Origin of the sequence: Streptomyces sp. NPDC014864 (assembly GCF_043081525.1) — a bacterium.
Classification (GTDB): Bacteria; Actinomycetota; Actinomycetes; order Streptomycetales; family Streptomycetaceae; genus Streptomyces.
In genome coordinates this window covers 220,161-236,884 of sequence record NZ_JBIBWT010000012.1, presented here as the reverse complement: position 1 = coordinate 236,884, position 16,724 = coordinate 220,161, and the positions used below count along the sequence as shown (strand labels likewise).

Genomic DNA, 16,724 nt, shown 5'->3' with positions numbered 1-16,724 from the left:
ATAGGCTGACGACCATGACGTACAGCGGAGAGGTGACGGTCGGCGGCCCGGCGGACGTGCACGAGCTGAAGGACCTGATGATCACCAAGATCGCGGTCGGCCCGATGGACAACAACGCCTATCTGCTGCGCTGCAGGGCCACGGACGAGCAGCTGCTGATCGACGCGGCCAACGACGCGCGGACGCTGCTCGGCATGATCGGTGACGACGGGATCGCCTCCGTCGTCACCACCCATCGCCACGCCGACCACTGGCAGGCCCTCGCCGAGGTCGCGGCGGCGACCGGGGCGCGCACGTACGCGGGCCGGGACGACGCCGAGGGCATCCCGGTGCCCACCGACGTCCTCGTCGACGACGGCGACACCGTCCGGGTGGGCCACGTGGAACTCATCGCGCGCCGACTGGTGGGGCACACGCCGGGCTCCATCGCGCTGGTCTACGACGACCCGCACGGGCATCCGCACCTCTTCACGGGCGACTGCCTCTTCCCGGGCGGCGTGGGCAACACCCGCAAGGACCCGAAGGCGTTCGCCAGCCTGATCCACGACGTGGAGACGAAGATCTTCGACGTTCTCCCGGACGAGACCTGGGTGTACCCGGGACACGGCAACGACACCACGCTCGGCGCGGAACGCCCGCACCTGCCGGAGTGGCACGCGCGCGGGTGGTGACGGGCGCCCGAGGACGAGGCCCCGGCGTCCGCGGCTCCGCGCACGGAGCGGTCAGGCGTCCGCGGCACCCGCTCCCGCGAGCGCGGCGACCCGCTCCACCGCGAAGGCGTACCCCTGCACCCCGCACCCGGCGATGACGCCGTCGGCGCGCTGCGAGACGTACGAGTGGTGCCGGAACTCCTCGCGCCGGTGGATGTTGGAGATGTGGACCTCCACCACCGGCAGCCCGTCGCAGGTGTTGAGCGCGTCCAGGATCGCGACGGAGGTGTGCGAGTAGGCGGCCGGGTTGATCACGATCCCGGCATGGTTCAGCCGTGCCTCGTGGATCCAGTCCACCAGTTCGCCCTCGTGGTTGGACTGCCGGAAGTCCACCGTGCCGCCGTGCGCCGCGGCCGCCTTCGCGCACAGCGCCTCGACGTCCGCGAGCGTGTCGGAGCCGTAGATCTCCGGCTGTCGCTGCCCGAGCAGGTTCAGGTTGGGGCCGTTGAGGATCATGATCGGGGCGTTGGCGAGAGTGCGGGGCACGGTTCCTCCGGTCCGTTCGGGTCTGCCGGCCCACGAAGGACCGCTGCTCAGCCCCCGGTCTATCACGCGGTCGCGACCGAGCGGCGCCCCGTGTGCCGTCCCGCGACCGGGCGCACGCCCGCACGTCCCCCGCACGATCGGAGCCTCCACGCGCCCCCGTAACCCCAGGTGACGGTGGGTAGTTGACGCGACATGCACGTTGCACGCTCCGTGAGGAACCCGGCGCCGAAGCCGACGAGGGACCGCGCGAACCGGCCGTCCATGCCGCGGCTGGCCGCCGCCTCGCTCGCCGGGACCGCGATCGAGTTCTACGACTTCTTCGTCTACGGCACCGCGGCGGCCCTGGTCCTCGGGCCGCTGTTCTTCCCCACCTTCTCGCCGGTGGCGGGGACGCTGGCCGCCTTCGGCACCTTCGGCGTGGGGTTCGTGGCCCGGCCGCTCGGCTCCGTCCTGTTCGGGCACATCGGGGACCGGCACGGCAGGAGGCCGGTGCTGGTGGGCTCGCTGCTGCTGACCGGGGCGTCGACGGTCGCGGTCGGGTGCGTGCCGGCGTACGGGACGATCGGGGTGGCCGCTCCGGCGCTGCTGCTCCTGCTGCGTTTCCTGCAGGGCCTCGGGCTGGGCGGCGAGTGGGGCGGGGCGGTGCTGCTGACCGCCGAGCACGCGCCCGCGCGGCGGCGCGGGCTGTGGTCGAGCTTTCCGCAGATGGGTCCGCCGCTCGGCTTCGTCCTCGCCAACGGGTCGGTGCTGGTGCTGTCGGTGACGCTCTCCGAGGCGCAGTTCGCCCGGTGGGGGTGGCGGGTGCCGTTCTGGGCGGCAGGGATCCTCGCCGTGGCCGGACTGTGGCTGCGTTCGTCGCTGCCCGAGAGTCCCCGCTTCCTGGAGATCGACGTCCACGCGCGCGTGCCGTTCGCCGACCTCGTACGCCATCACTGGCGCCTGGTGCTGCTGACCGGCGGCGCCCTCGCGGTCGGGTACGCGGTCTTCTACGCCGTGACGACCTGGTCCCTGGCGTACGCGACGGAGCGGCTGGGGGTGAGTCGCACGGTCGTGCTGGGGTGCGTCATGGCCGCCGTGGTGGTGAAGGGCTCGTGCACCCCGCTGGTGGCGCTGCTCGGCGACCGCTTCGGGCGCAGGCCCCTGTGCCTGGTGGGATGCGCGGCGGCCGCTCTGTGGATGTTCCCGATGGTCGCGCTGCTGGCGACGGGGTCGCCGTCGCTGATGTTCCTGGGCTTCCTGGGGGCGCTGCTGGCATTCATCACCATGTTCGCCGTGATCTCCGCGTATCTGCCCGAGTTGTACGAGCCGCGGGTGCGCTGCACGGGCGCCGCGGTGGGCTACAACCTCGGCGGGGTCCTCGGCGGCGCCCTCACGCCGATCGTGGCGACGGCACTCGCGGAGGGGGGCGGGCGCGTCCCCTGGGGCGTCGGCGCCTACCTGACCGGGATCGCGCTGCTCAGCCTGGGCTGCTTCGCCCTGCTGCCGGAGACCCGCCCGGTCGGGGTCGCGGCTGCGGAGCCGGCCACCTGAGGGTCCCGGCCCGTCCCGGGGCTAAGGACTGACCGCCAGTTCCAGATAGGCGGCGAAGACCACCAGGTGCACGCCCCCTTGGAGTGGTGTGGCGCGCCCCGGCACCACGGTCAGGGAGGCGACCACCACGGTGAGGGCGAGCAGGACCATGTGGGTGGCGCCGAGGCCGAGGACGAGCGGGCCGGAGAACCACACGGAGGCCAGGGCGACGGCCGGGATGGTCAGGCCGATGCTGGCCATCGCGGAGCCGAGCGCGAGGTTGAGGCTGGTCTGCACCCGGTCGCGCCGGGCGGACCGCAGCGCGGCGATGGTCTCCGGCAGCAGCACCAGCAGCGCGATGATCACGCCGACGACGGCGTGGTGCAGTCCGGCGGCTTCCACTCCGGACTCGATGGTGGGTGCCACCCCCTTGGCCAGGCCGACCACGCCGACGAGCGCGAGAGCGAGCAGTCCCAGGCTGGTCCGGGCGGTACGGGCTGACGGCGCCTGCGCGTGGCCGTCGGAGGTGATCACCTCTCCCTGCCGGGTGATCGGCAGGAAGTGGTCGCGGTGCCGCACGGTCTGCGTGGCGACGAACAGGCCGTAAAGGATCAGCGAGGAGACGGCCGCGAAGGTGAGCTGGACGCCGGAGAACTCCGGGCCCGGCTTGCTGGTGGTGAACGTCGGCAGCACCAGGCTGAGCGTGGCCAGCGTCGCCACGGTGGCCAGGGCGGCGCCCGTCCCCTCGGCGTTGAAGACCGCCGTGCCGTGCCGCAGGGAGCCGACGAGGAGGGACAGCCCGACCACGCCGTTGCAGGTGATCATCACGGCTGCGAAGACCGTGTCCCGGGCCAGCGTCGCGCTCTTGTCGCCGCCGTCCGCCATCAACGTCACGATCAGGGCGACCTCGATGACGGTGACGGCGATGGCGAGGACCAGCGACCCGAAGGGTTCGCCGACCCGGTGGGCCACCACCTCGGCGTGGTGCACGGCCGCCAGGACGGATCCGGCGAGGACCAGGGTCACCAGCACCACGACCGCGACGGGCAGGTCGCGCCCCCAGGTGAAGATCAGCAGGACGACCGCGAGCACGGGTACGGCGGTCGTCCACGCCGCCGTGAGCGCCCTGAGCCGCGTGATCATGCTGCGATCGTCGCAGAGGGCCACCGCCCGTGCACCCCGCCCGTCCGTGTCCTGCTCCCGGGTCCCCGCGGAGCTCGCGCGCGGGGAACCCTGCCCGCGCGGTGCGCGGGGCGGGGCGAGCGCCCGGTGGTCAGGCATCGACGCTGTCCTTCGGGGAGCGGTCGCTTCCTTCCTGCACCTCCTCGCGCTCGGCCTTCCTCGAGGCCATCAGGCTGGTGATGGTGGTGATCGCCAGGACCGCGCAGATCACGCCGAGTGAGACCGGGATGCCGATCTCCGGAACGTGCACCCCGGATTCGTGCAGGGCGTGCAGGACCAGCTTCACGCCGATGAAGCCGAGGATGACCGAGAGGCCGTAGGACAGGTGGACCAGCTTCTTCAGGAGGCCGCCGATGAGGAAGTACAGCTGCCTCAGGCCCATCAGGGCGAAGGCGTTGGCGGTGAAGACGATGTACGGGTCCTGGGTCAGGCCGAAGATCGCGGGTATCGAGTCGAGGGCGAACAGGACGTCGGTGGTGCCGATCGCCAGCATCACGACCAGCATCGGCGTCATGACGCGCCTGCCGTTCTGCCGGATCCACAGCTTGGTTCCGTGGTAGCGGTCGGCCACTCCGAAACGGTGCTCGGCGGCCTTGAGCAGCTTGTTCTCCTCGTACTCCTCGTCCGCCTCCTCGGCCCGCGCCTCCTGGACGAGCTTCCAGGCGGTCCAGATGAGGAACGCGCCGAAGAGGTAGAACACCCACGAGAAGCTCGCGATGATCGCGGCGCCCGCAGCGATGAAGACGGCCCGCAGCACCAGGGCTATGAGCACCCCGACCAGCAGCACCCGCTGCTGGTACTGCGAGGGCACCGCGAACTTCGCCATGATCAGGACGAAGACGAACAGGTTGTCGACGCTCAGCGACTTCTCGGTGATGAAGCCGGCGAAGAACTCCCCGGAGGGCTGACCTCCGCCGAAGACGAGCAGGCCGACCCCGAAGAGACCGGCCAGGGCGATCCAGACGGCGGTCCAGATCCCGGCCTCCTTGATCGACACGTCATGGGGCTTGCGCCCGATGACGAAGTCGACCGCGATCAGAGCGGCCAGTCCGAGAATGGTCAGGACCCACAGGGTCATGGAGATTTCCACTGCGCCTCCGGCAGGTGCGTCACGGCATAACTGTCAGCGTCGTCGCTGCCGGAGGTCTCTTCCACCCGCCGGGCCCCGCGCGCGACGCGCCCGGACCCGGGAGCCGGCGACCCGGGATCCACCTGGATCCGTATTGACGGGCACGCCGCAACCGACAGGGAGTACTCCCCTCCGCACGAAAAACAGTACCCGAATCACCAAGGAAAGGTAAAGGGCAAGGCAAAGAAAAGATCAAAACGACTGGTCAGGGGTCTTTACTTTTCCTTGATGTTTCCATCATCCGCAGTCGGCGGCGTGGTCGGCGCAGTCAGCGGTTCCAGTCACGCCGGGCCGCCGCGACCTGTGCGAGCACCTGGTGGAGCACCTGGCTGCCCGGCGGCACCAGCGGCGGCTCGTAGGTCCAGGTGTGCCCGACCCACGGGTCGGCGAGGTGGTCGTCGGGGACGGGGGTGAGCCGCAGCAGCGCACGCCACAGCGGATCGAGCAACGGACCGTAGGCGGCCGCGTCCTCACGGTCGGCGACCATCATCAGATGCACGCCCACGGCCGGACCCTCGTCCGCCAGGTAGCGCAGCTGGGTCACCGCGCGGTCGTCGAACCCGTGCGGGAAGTCGTGGACGATCAGCAGCTGATCGGACGTGTCGAAGCCGGGCGGCAGCGCGTCGGGGATCCCGCCGCGCACGGCCATCTGCACCAGGTCGACACGCTGGGTCAGCCGGCTCAGGACGTCGGCGACACCGGTGGCGCCGTTCGCGGGCGGGCTCGCCAGGACGCCCGCGCGTACCAGCGGGAGGAGCGACTGCGCTCCCGCCCCGGCCGGGTCGACGACGTGCACCCCGAACTCCCCCGGCGGATGGACGGCGAGCAGCCGGGCCGCATGGGCCACCGCCGTGTCCATGGCGAGGCGGCGCAGCGCGTCCTCGTCGGTGACGGAGTCGTCGGAGGATGGGGAGCGGCCGCTGTCGATCCACAGGCCGCGTTCCAGTGGCAGGCGGACCAGCATGGGGATGCGCAGGGAGGGGCTCTCCGGCAGGTGGAGGTCGCCCAGACGCACGGCCATCGGGTTGTCCATCGGCACGCGGTATCCGTGCCAGACGGGGTTGTCCCAGCGCGCGTACGCGGCCGGCAGCGCGGGTTCGACGACCTCGGACTCGGCGGTCAGTTGCGCGAGGTCCCGGTCGAGGGCCTCTCTGGCCCGGTCGACGAGCTCGGCGTGCTTGGCGCGCGCCGCCTCGCGCGCGGCGTCGCCCTGTCCGCCGATGCGGCCGCGCGGATCGGAGAGGACCTGGTCCAGCTCCTTCTCCCGGCGCGAGTCGGCGAAGTCGACGGCGCTGCGGTAGGCGGCGGTGGTGCGGGCCAGGTCCTCGAACATGCCCCAGACCTGGTTGTACAGCCGCTCGTCCATGGACCACCCGGTCGCGTCGCCCGCGACCGGCTGCGCCGGCTGCCCGGGCTGGGCCGGGGGCGCGCTCGGCGGGGGCGGCGGAACAGCGGCGGGGCGCCTGCGGGGGTGGCTGTAGTCGATGGGGCCGCCTGTGGACGCCGGCGGCTGGGGGGCCGCGGAGGGCGAGGCGCCGGATCCTTCCGGAGACGGCGCCGAGGCCGCGGGGTCCGGGTAGGGCGGCCGCGGTGCCGGCTGCCCAGGCTCGCCGGAGGTCTGTCCGGCGTGCGGGAAGGTGGGCTGCGAGGGCACGTGGCCGGTGGCGCCGTGCGCCACCGCGGTGGCGCCCTGGTCCGGGCCGAGGGCGGGGGCGGACGTCTGCCGCGAGCGGTCGCCCTCCGCCGTACGCTGCGGCGGGGCCGCGACCGACCGGGCCAGGCCCTGGGCCACCGCCTCGTCGATGGTGGCCGCCAGCCGGCCGGCCTCGGGCAGCCCCTGGTCGGTGAGGAGTGCGGTGAGGCCGCCGGCGTATCCCTGGCCGATGGCGCGCACCTTCCAGGCGCCCTGTCGGCGGTAGAGCTCCAGGGCGACCACGGCCGACTCGGCGTCCAGATCGGTGATGGTGTAGCTGACGAGCTCGGTGCCGTCGAGGCCGGTCACCGCGACGAAGGGCGCGGCGACGGCGGAGAAGCGGGCGGGTCCCCCGCCCGTGGTGGGCAGCGCGAGCAGCACGCTGACGCGGTGCGCGGCCTCCGGCACGGCGCCCAGGTCGACGGCGAGCCGGTGGTCGGCGGCCGCCTGCCGGGGCACCTCCACTCCGGACAGGACGGGGGCGCCGGGGTGGGCCACCCACTCGGCCCCCCGCACGGTGCCCCGGTCGTCGCCGATCGTGGCCGCGGCCACGATCGGCGTGCCGGCCGAGATCCGGATCTCGAGGCGGAGCTCGAGGAGCGGGTGGTTCTGCCCCCGGACCAGCTCGGCCGTCATCGCCCTCGTCCCCCTGTGTCGCCGTGTCGTGTGCCGCTCGCCGGAGCGTCGTCCTACAGGTGCGGCAGGATCGCCGGCATGAGGTCCTGGAAGGTGCGGCCGTTGGCGGGGACGCCGAGGGCCGTCATCGTCCAGCCCGCGCCCGAGCGGTGCACCATCGCCATGATCTGGGCGGTGTAGTCGCCGCCGCCGGCGAGGGTGTAGCGGGCGAGCTCCTGGCCGTTGCTCTCGTCGACCAGACGGCAGAAGGCGTTCTGCACCTCCTGGAAGGTCTGGCCGGTGAAAGAGTTGACGGTGAAGACGATCCGGTCGATGTGGACCGGGACGCGCTGCAGGTCGACGAGGATGGCCTCGTCGTCGCCGCCCTGGCCCGCGCCGCCGACGAGGTTGTCGCCGGTGTGGCGCACCGAGCCGTCGTCGCTCACCAGGTGACGGAAGAACACCACGTCGACCGGCTGCTTGTCGGCGAACAGCACGGCCGAGGCGTCGAGGTCGATCTCGCGCGTACGCGAACCGAACAGACCGCGGCGCGGTGCCGCCTGCCAGCCGAGACCCATACGGACCGCGGCCAGGCTGCCCCCGTCGTTCTTCTGCAGACTGATGGCCTGACCCTTGGTCAAGTTCACGGTCACGGCTGATTCCCCTCTCGGACTGCTCCCCTGTTGCCGCGGTGTCCGCGGTTGATCCGAACCCTACGCAGAGGCGCTGACGACGCCGCACACCGGTCCGCGGATTGTGGCGGTCTTGCAACACAGCGCGTACGGGCGGGGCACGGCCCGGCTCCACCGGACCGGGCCCCGCGAACGAAGGTCAGGCCAGGCCCGCTTCCCGCATCTGGCGCAGTTCCTTCTTCATCTCCGCGACCTCGTCGCGCAGCCGGGCCGCAACCTCGAACTGGAGGTCCGCTGCCGCGGCCCGCATCCGCTCCGTCATCTCCTCGATCTGCTCGGCGAGCTGGGCCGCGGGACGGTCGGTCGGGACCGTCTCCTTGGCCTTGCCCTTTGCGGACTTGGCGGTCTTGGCCGTCTTCGCGCCCTTGGCCGTCTTGTCGCCGAGGGCCGGCACGGGTGTCTTGGCGCCCTTGCCGTCCTTGGTCTGGCGATAGCCGGAGCCGAGCAGCTGCTCGGTGTCGATCTCCTCGCGGGCGATCTGCGCGACGATGTCGTTGATCTTCTTGCGCAGCGGCTGCGGGTCGATGCCGCGCGCCTTGTTGTAGGCGACCTGCTTCTCCCGGCGGCGATTGGTCTCGTCGATGGCCTTCTCCATCGCCGGGGTGATCTTGTCGGCGTACATGTGGACCTGGCCGGAGACGTTGCGCGCGGCGCGGCCGATGGTCTGGATGAGCGAGGTCCCGGAGCGCAGGAAGCCCTCCTTGTCCGCGTCGAGGATCGCCACCAGGGACACCTCGGGCAGGTCGAGGCCCTCGCGCAGCAGGTTGATGCCGACCAGTACGTCGAACTCGCCGGAGCGCAGCTCGCGCAGCAGCTCGACACGGCGCAGGGTGTCGACGTCGCTGTGCAGGTAGCGCACCTGGATGCCGAGCTCCAGGAAGTAGTCCGTCAGGTCCTCGGCCATCTTCTTGGTGAGCGTGGTGACCAGGACGCGCTCGTCCTTCTCCACGCGGAGGCGGATCTCGTGCACCAGGTCGTCGATCTGGCCCTCGGTGGGCTTGACCACGACCTCGGGGTCGACGAGGCCGGTGGGGCGGATGATCTGCTCGACCTGACCGTCCGAACGCGACAGCTCGTACTGCCCGGGGGTCGCCGAGAGGTACACCGTCTGGCCGATGCGCTCCTGGAACTCCTCCCACTTCAGCGGCCGGTTGTCCAGGGCGGAGGGGAGCCTGAAGCCGTGCTCGACGAGGGTGCGCTTGCGGGAGGCGTCGCCCTCGTACATCGCGCCGATCTGGGGGACGGTGACGTGGGACTCGTCGATGACCAGCAGGAAGTCGTCGGGGAAGTAGTCGAGCAGGGTGTTCGGCGGAGTGCCGGGCCCGCGGTCGTCGAAGTGCATCGAGTAGTTCTCCACGCCGGAGCAGGTGCCGATCTGGCGGAGCATCTCGATGTCGTAGGTCGTGCGCATCCGCAGGCGCTGGGCCTCCAGGAGCTTGCCCTGCTTCTCCAGCTCGGTCAGGCGCTCCCCCAGCTCCTTCTCGATGCCGTTGACGGCCCGCTCCATGCGCTCGGGTCCGGCGATGTAGTGCGAGGCCGGGAAGACGTAGAGCTGCTGGTCGTCGCTGATGATCTCGCCGGTGAGCGGGTGCAGGGTGGACAGCGCCTCGATCTCGTCGCCGAACATCTCGATGCGGACGGCCAGCTCCTCGTAGACCGGGAAGATCTCGATGGTGTCGCCGCGCACCCGGAAGGTGCCGCGGGTGAAGGCCATGTCGTTGCGCGTGTACTGGATGTCCACGAAACGGCGCAGCAGCTGGTCCCGGTCGATCTCGTCGCCGACCCTGAGGGGGACCATGCGGTCGACGTACTCCTGCGGGGTGCCCAGGCCGTAGATGCAGGAGACGGAGGCGACCACGACGACGTCCCGCCGGGTGAGCAGCGAGTTGGTCGCGGAGTGCCGCAGGCGCTCGACCTCCTCGTTGATCGAGGAGTCCTTCTCGATGTAGGTGTCGGACTGCGGGACGTAGGCCTCGGGCTGGTAGTAGTCGTAGTACGAGACGAAGTATTCGACGGCGTTGTTGGGGAGCAGCTCGCGGAACTCGTTCGCCAGCTGGGCGGCCAGGGTCTTGTTCGGTGCCATCACGAGCGTGGGGCGCTGGAGCTTCTCGATCATCCACGCGGTCGTGGCGGACTTGCCGGTGCCGGTGGCGCCGAGCAGGACGACGTCCTTCTCTCCTGCCTCGATGCGCCGGGCGAGCTCGGCGATCGCCTGCGGCTGGTCGCCGCTGGGCTGATAGGGGCTGACGACCTCGAAGGGCGCCACCGTGCGTTCGATGTGGGAAACGGGCCGCATGCCATCAACCGTACGACCCGCCACTGACAACGGGCTCGGATCAGCGGTTCTGCGGTGTGCGGGAGCCTCGGTGGACCGGGCTCCGGCGGATGCGGGCCGCGGGGTGCGGGGCCGGCTGCGGCACGAGTTCGCGGGCCGGGATGCCAGGCTTGTGCTCGGCGGGGGTCCAGTCGGGCGAGCCCGTGACCACGAGGGGGTCGAACAGGACGACGACGCCGGCGAGCAGCAGGAAGGCGAGCGGGCCGACCAGCATGGGTGCGAGCAGCGCCGCCGGCGGGTCCCCGGCGGTGGGGGCGCCGTCCATGGTGTGCAGGTGCACGGTGAGGGCGGCCATGCCCATGTAGTGCATGCCACAGACGGCGAGCCCCATGACGAGGCTCGCGCCCACGCTCCACAGGACCCCTCGGACCCGTCCGGCCGCCCAGAGGGCGGCGGTCGCGGCGACGACGGCTATGACGACGGAGGCGGTGACGGTGAACGTGTTGTACGCGAACCTGCCGTCCAGACGCATCCCGGCCATGCCCATGTAGTGCATGGAGGCGACGCCCAGCCCGGTGATCGTGCCGCCGGTGAACAGGGCGGAGCCGGTCGCTCCCCGGTAGCCCACCATGAACACGCCGACGCCCACCATGAGGATGGCGACGGCCAGGCTCGCGTACGTCGTCGGCTTGTCGTAGTGGATCGGCGCCTCCCGGACCGTGAACCCCATCATCGCGACGAAGTGGCAGGTCCATATGCCGGAGCCGATCGCCGCCGAGGCGAGGGCGAGCCAGCCGGGGCGCCAGGAGTGGGCGACGAGCAGGGCACGGGTGGTGCAGCGCAGCCCGAGCGCCCCGCCGAGGCAGGCCATGAGAAAGGCGACCAGCGGGGTGACGAGCCCGTAGCTGAATCCGTCGACCGTGCCGTGCATGCGCGGCTGCCCTTCACCCTCTTGCGTCCCGGAATGCCCTGATGCGTTCCCTCGTCCCAGTGCCGCCGGGGCGGCCAGGGTTGACGCAGAGAGTATGGCCCCCACCGGAATGGTCGAACGATTTTCCGGCAAAGAAACACGCCCCTGCCGCAGTTGTGCGGCACCGGTGAGCGGAGTTGGGCAACTCCATTCAATCTGTGGCCATCCTGCACCCACTCGATGTTGACGCTCTGCTGCCAGTCTGGTGCTGTCAGTAATCGGCCGACGCGAGGAGAGCGCATGCACGCGCGTGCAGTTGCCGCCACCATCACCGTGCTTCTGGGGGCCACGCTGCTGTCCCCCACTCCCGCCCGGGCCACCGCGGCCCACACCCGACCTGAGGTCGTCGCACACCGGGGCGCCTCCGCCTACGCCCCCGAGAACACCCTGCCCGCCGTCGACAGGGCGGCCGCGCTGGGCATCCCGTGGGTCGAGAACGACGTGCAGCGCACCAAGGACGGCGTTCTCGTCGTCGTCCACGACGACAGTCTGCGGCGGACCACCGACGTCGAGCAGGTCTTCCCGAGCCGTACGCCGTGGAAGGTGAAGGACTTCACCGCCGCCGAGATCGCACGCCTGGACGCGGGGAGCTGGTTCGGCCACGCGTACGTACACACCCGCGTGCCGACCCTCGCGCAGTACATGCGCCGGGTGGAGCGCAACCACCAGAAGCTGCTTCTGGAGATCAAGAACCCGGAACTGTATCCGGGCATCGAGCGGCAGACCCTCAAGCTCCTCGGCAACGAGGGCTGGCTGGACCGCCGGCACCTGGACGGGCGGCTCATCGTGCAGAGTTTCAGCGCCGGCAGCCTGCGGATCGTGCACGACCTGAAGCCGGGCGTCACCACCGGCTTCCTCGGCCGGCCGGAGCCGGGGGACCTGCACGGGTACGCGGGCTTCGCGGACCTGATCAACCCTTCCCACGGCACCCTCTCCGCCGCTTACGTCTCGGCCGTCCACGCGTTCACGGGACCGCACGGCAGGCGGCTGCGGGTCTTCGCCTGGACCGTCGACGACGCGACCCGGGCCCGGACGGTGGCCGGTTACGGGGCCGACGGGATCATCACCAACAAGCCGGACGTGGTGCGCGACGCCCTGAACCGGCCCTGAGCCGGACCGTCGTGGCCCGCCCGCCCGCCCCTCCGTCCGACCGGGGCGGGCGCAGGCCCGGGCGTTGTCAGTGGCGGGCCGTACGGTGGTCGCATGGACAGCCACGCGCAGTACGAGCAGCAGGTCGTGTGGGCCGTCGTCGGCACCGGCATCGGCCCCCTGCTGCTGGCGGCGACCGGCGACGGCCTGGTCACCGTCGTGTTCCACGCCACCGACGCGGTGCGCGACGAGGCGCTCGCCGGGCTGGCGTCCCGGCTGGGCACCGAGCCCGTCGAAGCGCCCGGCTCCCCGCTGCTCGCGGAGGCGATACGCCAGGTGGAGGCGTACTTCGCGGGCGAGCGGCACGACTTCGAGCTGCCGCTGGACTGGTCCCTCGTCACGGGCTTCAACCGTCGGGTGCTGCGCGTCCTGGCCTCCGGCGTCCCGTACGGCACGGTCGTCGGGTACGGCGATCTGGCCGGCCGGGTCGGACAGCCCGGAGCCGCCCAGGCGGTGGGCATGGCGATGGGGGCCAATCCGCTGCCGGTCGTGGTGCCGTGCCACCGGGTCGTCGAGAGCGACGGCGGCATCGGCGGATTCGGCGGCGGCCTGGAGACCAAGCGCAGGCTGCTCGCGCTGGAGGGCGTGCTCCCCGAGCCGCTGTTCTGAGCCGGGCCCCCGTCCCTCAGGGGGACCCACGCGTTCAGTCGTAGTGCCGGACCTCGACGATGTTTCCGTCGGGGTCGCGGAAGTAGAAGCTGCGCCGGGCCTCTCCCCGGGCGCCGTAGGAGTCGTAGGAGAGCTTCGACACGGGGACGGCGTGCTCCTGGAGGCGGGCGCGCAGCGCGTCGAAGCCGGCGGACGGGAGGGACAGGCAGACGTGGTTGACGGGATGACCGGCGCTGCCGGCCGCGCCGGGCAGCACGTCCATCCGCGGTGCCAGGCCGAGCGGTGCGAGATCGAGGATCGTCTCGTCGTTGACGCGCACCGAGGGGAAGGAGACAGTGCCCGCCGCGAACTCGGCGAGCCTCAGGGGCTCCAGGCCGACCGCTCTCTCGTAGAAGCCGGCCGCGGCGGTGGGGTCGCGGACCCAGAGGACGACGTGGTCGAGACGTGTCGTGTTGTCGGTCATGCTCCCAGGCTGGTGTCGGGTGCCACCGGCCGCAAGGTTTGACCGGGCGCGGCGCCCGCCAGGGATGAGGGAAGACCGACAGACGGGAGGCAGGCGCGTGCTGGTGGTGTCCGAAGAGGTGCGGGAGGCGCTCGCCGCGCGCCGCCCGGTGGTGGCCCTGGAGTCCACGATCATCGCGCATGGGCTGCCGCGCCCCCGCAATCTCCAGGTGGCGCGGGAACTCGAGCAGGTGGTGCGGCTGGAGGGCGCCGTCCCCGCGACGATCGCGGTGCTGGACGGGCAGCCGCACGTCGGGCTGAACAAGGAGCAGCTGGAGCGGGTCGCGAACGAGGAGGGGATCCGCAAGCTGGGCCACCGGGACCTGCCGCTCGCCGTGGCGGCTCGGGCGAGCGGGGCGACCACGGTGTCGGCGACCGCGATGCTCGCGGCCCTGGCGGGCGTCCGCGTGTTCGCCACGGGCGGGCTCGGTGGTGTGCACCGGGAGTGGACGGTCACGCAGGACGAGTCCGCGGACCTGGGCCTGCTGGCCCGCACCCGGATCGCCGTCGTGTGCGCCGGGGTGAAGTCGATCCTGGACGTGCCGGCGACGCTTCAGCGACTGGAGACGCTGGGGATCGCCGTCGCCGGGTACGGCACGGAACGCTTCCCCGGCTTCTACCTCTCCGACTCGGGGCATCCCGTGGACTGGACACTGCGGACGCCCGAGGATGTGGCCGAGGTCATGCGGGCGCAGGACGCGCTCGGGGGGCCGGACTCGGCGCTGATCGTCGCCCATCCCGTGCCGGAGGACGAGCAGCTCGATCCGGGGCTGCACGCGCGCGTGCTCGCCGACGCGCTGCGCACGTGCGGGGAGGAGGGCATCACCGGGCAGGCGGTCACACCGTTCCTGCTCGACTACCTGGTGCGGCACACGGACGGTGCCTCACTGCGCGCCAACCTGGCGGCCGTGCGCGGCAACGTACGGCTGGCCGGGCGGATCGCGGCGGCCTGGACCAGGGTGTGACGGCGGGGCCGAAGGGCACGGCCCCCGCTGACGGCGGGGCCCTGCTGGTCGTCGGGGACGTCGTCACCGACGTCGTCGCGCGCTACGGGGGGCCGCTGGCCTCCGGTACCGACACGGCCGCGGCGATCCGGATGGTGCCGGGCGGCGCGGGCGCCAACGTGGCCTGCTGGGCGGCCCACTGGGGGTGCCGGGACGTCCGGCTGGTCGGGCGGGTGGGCACGGACGCGGCCGCCTGGCACGAGCGCGAGCTGGTGGCCTCGGGGGTGCGTCCGCGGCTCGTGGTCGATCCGGAGGCGCCGACCGGCACGGTGATCTGCCTCGTCGACGCGAGGGCCGCGGCCGAGCGCACGTTCCTCACCGACAGCGGGGCGTCCCTGCGGCTCGCGGCGGAGGACTGGTCGGACACCTGGCTGGACGGAGTCGCGCGGCTGCATCTGTCGGGCTACCTGCTGTTCTCCGAGCCGGGCCGCGCGCTGGTGTCGCTGCTCGTCGCGTCGGCACGGGCATGCGGGGTGCCTGTGAGCCTGGATCCCGCGTCGGCCGGCTTCCTCGGCGGCCTGGGCGTGGAGCGGTTCCTGGCGCTGGCCGAACAGGTCGACGTGCTGCTGCCCAGCCGGGACGAGGCGTGTCTGCTGACGGGCGTGCCGGATCCGGCGGATGCGGCGGCCGAACTGAGCCGCCGTGTCCCGCTGGTGGTCGCCAAACAGGGCGCCGACGGAGCCCTGGTGGCCCGCGCGGGGGCCGTGTGCGCCCGGGTCCCCGCCGTGCCAGCGGTCCCGCACGACACCACGGGCGCCGGCGACGCCTTCACCGGAGCGTTTCTCGCCACGCTGCTCTCGGGCGCCGGGCCGGAGGCCGCGGCGGCGCAGGGGTGCAGGGCGGGTGCGCGGGCGGTGGCACGCGTGGGAGGGAGGCCTCCGGCGGCGGGATGACACCGGCAGCGGGCAAGCGGGGAGGGCGCCGCTCCGAACCTGTCCGTCCACAGGCGGGAACAAAGTGGAATCGCCCCTTTCCACAGGCTTGTTCGCCGCTCCCGGCGGCCTGGCAGACTGACGGGCCAAGGCGCGACCAGCGCGACGCGAGGAGATCCACGCAAGGAGATCCAGATGTCCATGGCAGGGAATCTGCGGAAGGTCACAGGCCTCGGCAAGGTCGGTGGCCTCCGCGGAGTGGCGCGGCTCGCCCGGCGACGCCTCCGGGTCGACCTGAGCCACCCCGCCCGGTCACCGCTGGGTTCCTCGGTGGTGAACTGCGTGATGTACCGGGACGGCTCCCGCGTTCCGGAGGCCGGCGACGTGGTGGAGGCCGTGGCGCGGGTCCGCAAGGCCGGTGACGGTTTCGTGTGGCTCGGGCTCCACGAGCCGACGGACCAGGAGTTCGCGGGCATCGCCGAACTCTTCGACCTGCACCCGCTGGCCGTCGAGGACGCGGTCGAGGCGCATCAGCGCCCGAAGCTGGAGCGGTACGGCGAGACGCTGTTCGCGGTGTTCAAGACGGTCTGCTACGTCGAGCACGAGGAGCTGACGGCGACCAGCGAGGTGGTGGACACCGGCGAGATCATGCTGTTCGTCGGCCGGGACTTCGTGATCACCGTGCGGCACGGCCGGCACGGCTCGCTCGGCCCCCTGCGCGAGGAGCTGGAGTCCGAGCCGCAGCAGCTCGCCAAGGGACCGGCGGCGGTGCTGCACGCGATCGCGGACCACGTGGTCGACGACTACCTCTCCGTCACCGACTCGGTCCAGGCGGACATCGACCAGGTCGAGACCGACGTCTTCGCGGAGAACGGCGCCCGGGTCGATCCGGGGCGGATCTACCAGCTCAAGCGTGAACTGCTGGAGCTGAAGCGGGCGGTGGTCCCGCTCACCCGCCCCGTGGAGGACCTGGCCACCCGGCCGATACGCGTGGTCGACCTGGAGATACAGGCGTACTTCCGGGACGTCCTCGACCACCTGATGCGGGCGAAGGAGCAGATCGCCTCCTTCGACGAGTTGCTCAACTCGATCCTGCAGGCGCACCTCGCGCAGGTCACGGTCGCGCAGAACGAGGACATGCGGAAGATCACGGCCTGGGCGGCGGTGATCGCCGTGCCGACGATGGTCTGCGGGGTCTACGGCATGAACTTCGACCACATGCCGGAGCTGCACTGGCGGTTCGGCTATCCGCTGGTCATCGGCGTCATATCGGTCGCCTGCCTGGTGCTGTACCGCGGCTTCCGGCGCAACGGCTGGCTCTGACGGTC

Annotated in this window: 15 protein-coding genes; 7 read left to right on the top strand and 8 right to left on the bottom strand. The window is 71.7% G+C overall.

Features of this window, described 5'->3' with window-relative positions; genetic code table 11:
* Nucleotides 1–14 precede the first annotated feature (14 nt).
* Nucleotides 15–671 (top strand): MBL fold metallo-hydrolase, encoded by a 657-nt coding sequence (locus ACF1A5_RS22820; protein ID WP_392194689.1) that lies wholly within the window; start codon nt 15–17, stop codon nt 669–671.
* 51 nt (nt 672–722) lie between these two features.
* Here the strand turns inward: ACF1A5_RS22820 and aroQ are convergent, their stop codons facing one another.
* Complete coding sequence (aroQ, locus tag ACF1A5_RS22815; protein ID WP_392194688.1) at nt 723–1,196, bottom strand: type II 3-dehydroquinate dehydratase; 474 nt, start codon at nt 1,194–1,196, stop codon at nt 723–725.
* A 261-nt stretch (nt 1,197–1,457) separates the two neighbouring features.
* Between aroQ and ACF1A5_RS22810 the strand changes: the two genes are divergently transcribed.
* A complete protein-coding gene (locus ACF1A5_RS22810; protein WP_392194687.1) occupies nt 1,458–2,726 on the top strand; it encodes an MFS transporter in 1,269 nt (422 codons plus the stop codon).
* A gap of 21 nt (nt 2,727–2,747) precedes the next feature.
* On the opposite strand, the gene ACF1A5_RS22805 is transcribed toward ACF1A5_RS22810, so the two are convergent.
* From ACF1A5_RS22805 to ACF1A5_RS22780, 6 genes are all read right to left on the bottom strand, one after another.
* Entirely contained in the window at nt 2,748–3,848 is a 1,101-nt protein-coding gene (locus tag ACF1A5_RS22805) for a calcium:proton antiporter (protein ID WP_392194686.1), read from the bottom strand.
* 130 nt (nt 3,849–3,978) lie between these two features.
* On the bottom strand, nt 3,979–4,965 hold the full coding sequence (locus ACF1A5_RS22800; RefSeq protein ID WP_392194685.1) for a TerC family protein: 987 nt from the start codon (nt 4,963–4,965) through the stop codon (nt 3,979–3,981).
* A 319-nt stretch (nt 4,966–5,284) separates the two neighbouring features.
* Nucleotides 5,285–7,345 (bottom strand): TerD family protein, encoded by a 2,061-nt coding sequence (locus ACF1A5_RS22795; RefSeq protein ID WP_392194684.1) that lies wholly within the window; start codon nt 7,343–7,345, stop codon nt 5,285–5,287.
* Between the two features lie 53 nt (nt 7,346–7,398).
* A complete protein-coding gene (locus tag ACF1A5_RS22790; protein ID WP_392194683.1) occupies nt 7,399–7,977 on the bottom strand; it encodes a TerD family protein in 579 nt (192 codons plus the stop codon).
* Between the two features lie 178 nt (nt 7,978–8,155).
* The gene (gene uvrB / locus ACF1A5_RS22785; RefSeq protein ID WP_392194682.1) at nt 8,156–10,312 is read right to left on the bottom strand and encodes an excinuclease ABC subunit UvrB; all 2,157 of its coding nucleotides are present in this window, start codon (nt 10,310–10,312) and stop codon (nt 8,156–8,158) included.
* Nucleotides 10,313–10,352: 40 nt separating this feature from the next.
* Complete coding sequence (locus ACF1A5_RS22780; RefSeq protein ID WP_392194681.1) at nt 10,353–11,222, bottom strand: MHYT domain-containing protein; 870 nt, start codon at nt 11,220–11,222, stop codon at nt 10,353–10,355.
* 279 nt (nt 11,223–11,501) lie between these two features.
* On the opposite strand from ACF1A5_RS22780, the gene ACF1A5_RS22775 reads away from it, so the two are divergent.
* On the top strand, nt 11,502–12,371 hold the full coding sequence (locus tag ACF1A5_RS22775; protein WP_392194680.1) for a glycerophosphodiester phosphodiesterase: 870 nt from the start codon (nt 11,502–11,504) through the stop codon (nt 12,369–12,371).
* Nucleotides 12,372–12,464: 93 nt separating this feature from the next.
* The gene (locus ACF1A5_RS22770; RefSeq protein WP_392194679.1) at nt 12,465–13,019 is read left to right on the top strand and encodes a methylated-DNA--[protein]-cysteine S-methyltransferase; all 555 of its coding nucleotides are present in this window, start codon (nt 12,465–12,467) and stop codon (nt 13,017–13,019) included.
* Between the two features lie 34 nt (nt 13,020–13,053).
* On the opposite strand, the gene ACF1A5_RS22765 is transcribed toward ACF1A5_RS22770, so the two are convergent.
* Nucleotides 13,054–13,482, bottom strand: coding sequence for a VOC family protein (locus ACF1A5_RS22765; RefSeq protein WP_392194678.1), 429 nt, complete (start codon nt 13,480–13,482; stop codon nt 13,054–13,056).
* A gap of 97 nt (nt 13,483–13,579) precedes the next feature.
* On the opposite strand from ACF1A5_RS22765, the gene ACF1A5_RS22760 reads away from it, so the two are divergent.
* The 3 genes from ACF1A5_RS22760 to ACF1A5_RS22750 all read left to right on the top strand — a co-directional run bounded on the left by ACF1A5_RS22760 (nt 13,580) and on the right by ACF1A5_RS22750 (nt 16,719).
* Nucleotides 13,580–14,485, top strand: coding sequence for a pseudouridine-5'-phosphate glycosidase (locus ACF1A5_RS22760; RefSeq protein WP_392194677.1), 906 nt, complete (start codon nt 13,580–13,582; stop codon nt 14,483–14,485).
* Entirely contained in the window at nt 14,470–15,417 is a 948-nt protein-coding gene (locus ACF1A5_RS22755) for a carbohydrate kinase family protein (protein WP_392194714.1), read from the top strand. The genes ACF1A5_RS22760 and ACF1A5_RS22755 overlap by 16 nt, the downstream gene beginning before the upstream one ends.
* A gap of 174 nt (nt 15,418–15,591) precedes the next feature.
* On the top strand, nt 15,592–16,719 hold the full coding sequence (locus tag ACF1A5_RS22750) for a magnesium and cobalt transport protein CorA (protein ID WP_392194676.1): 1,128 nt from the start codon (nt 15,592–15,594) through the stop codon (nt 16,717–16,719).
* Nucleotides 16,720–16,724 lie beyond the last annotated feature (5 nt).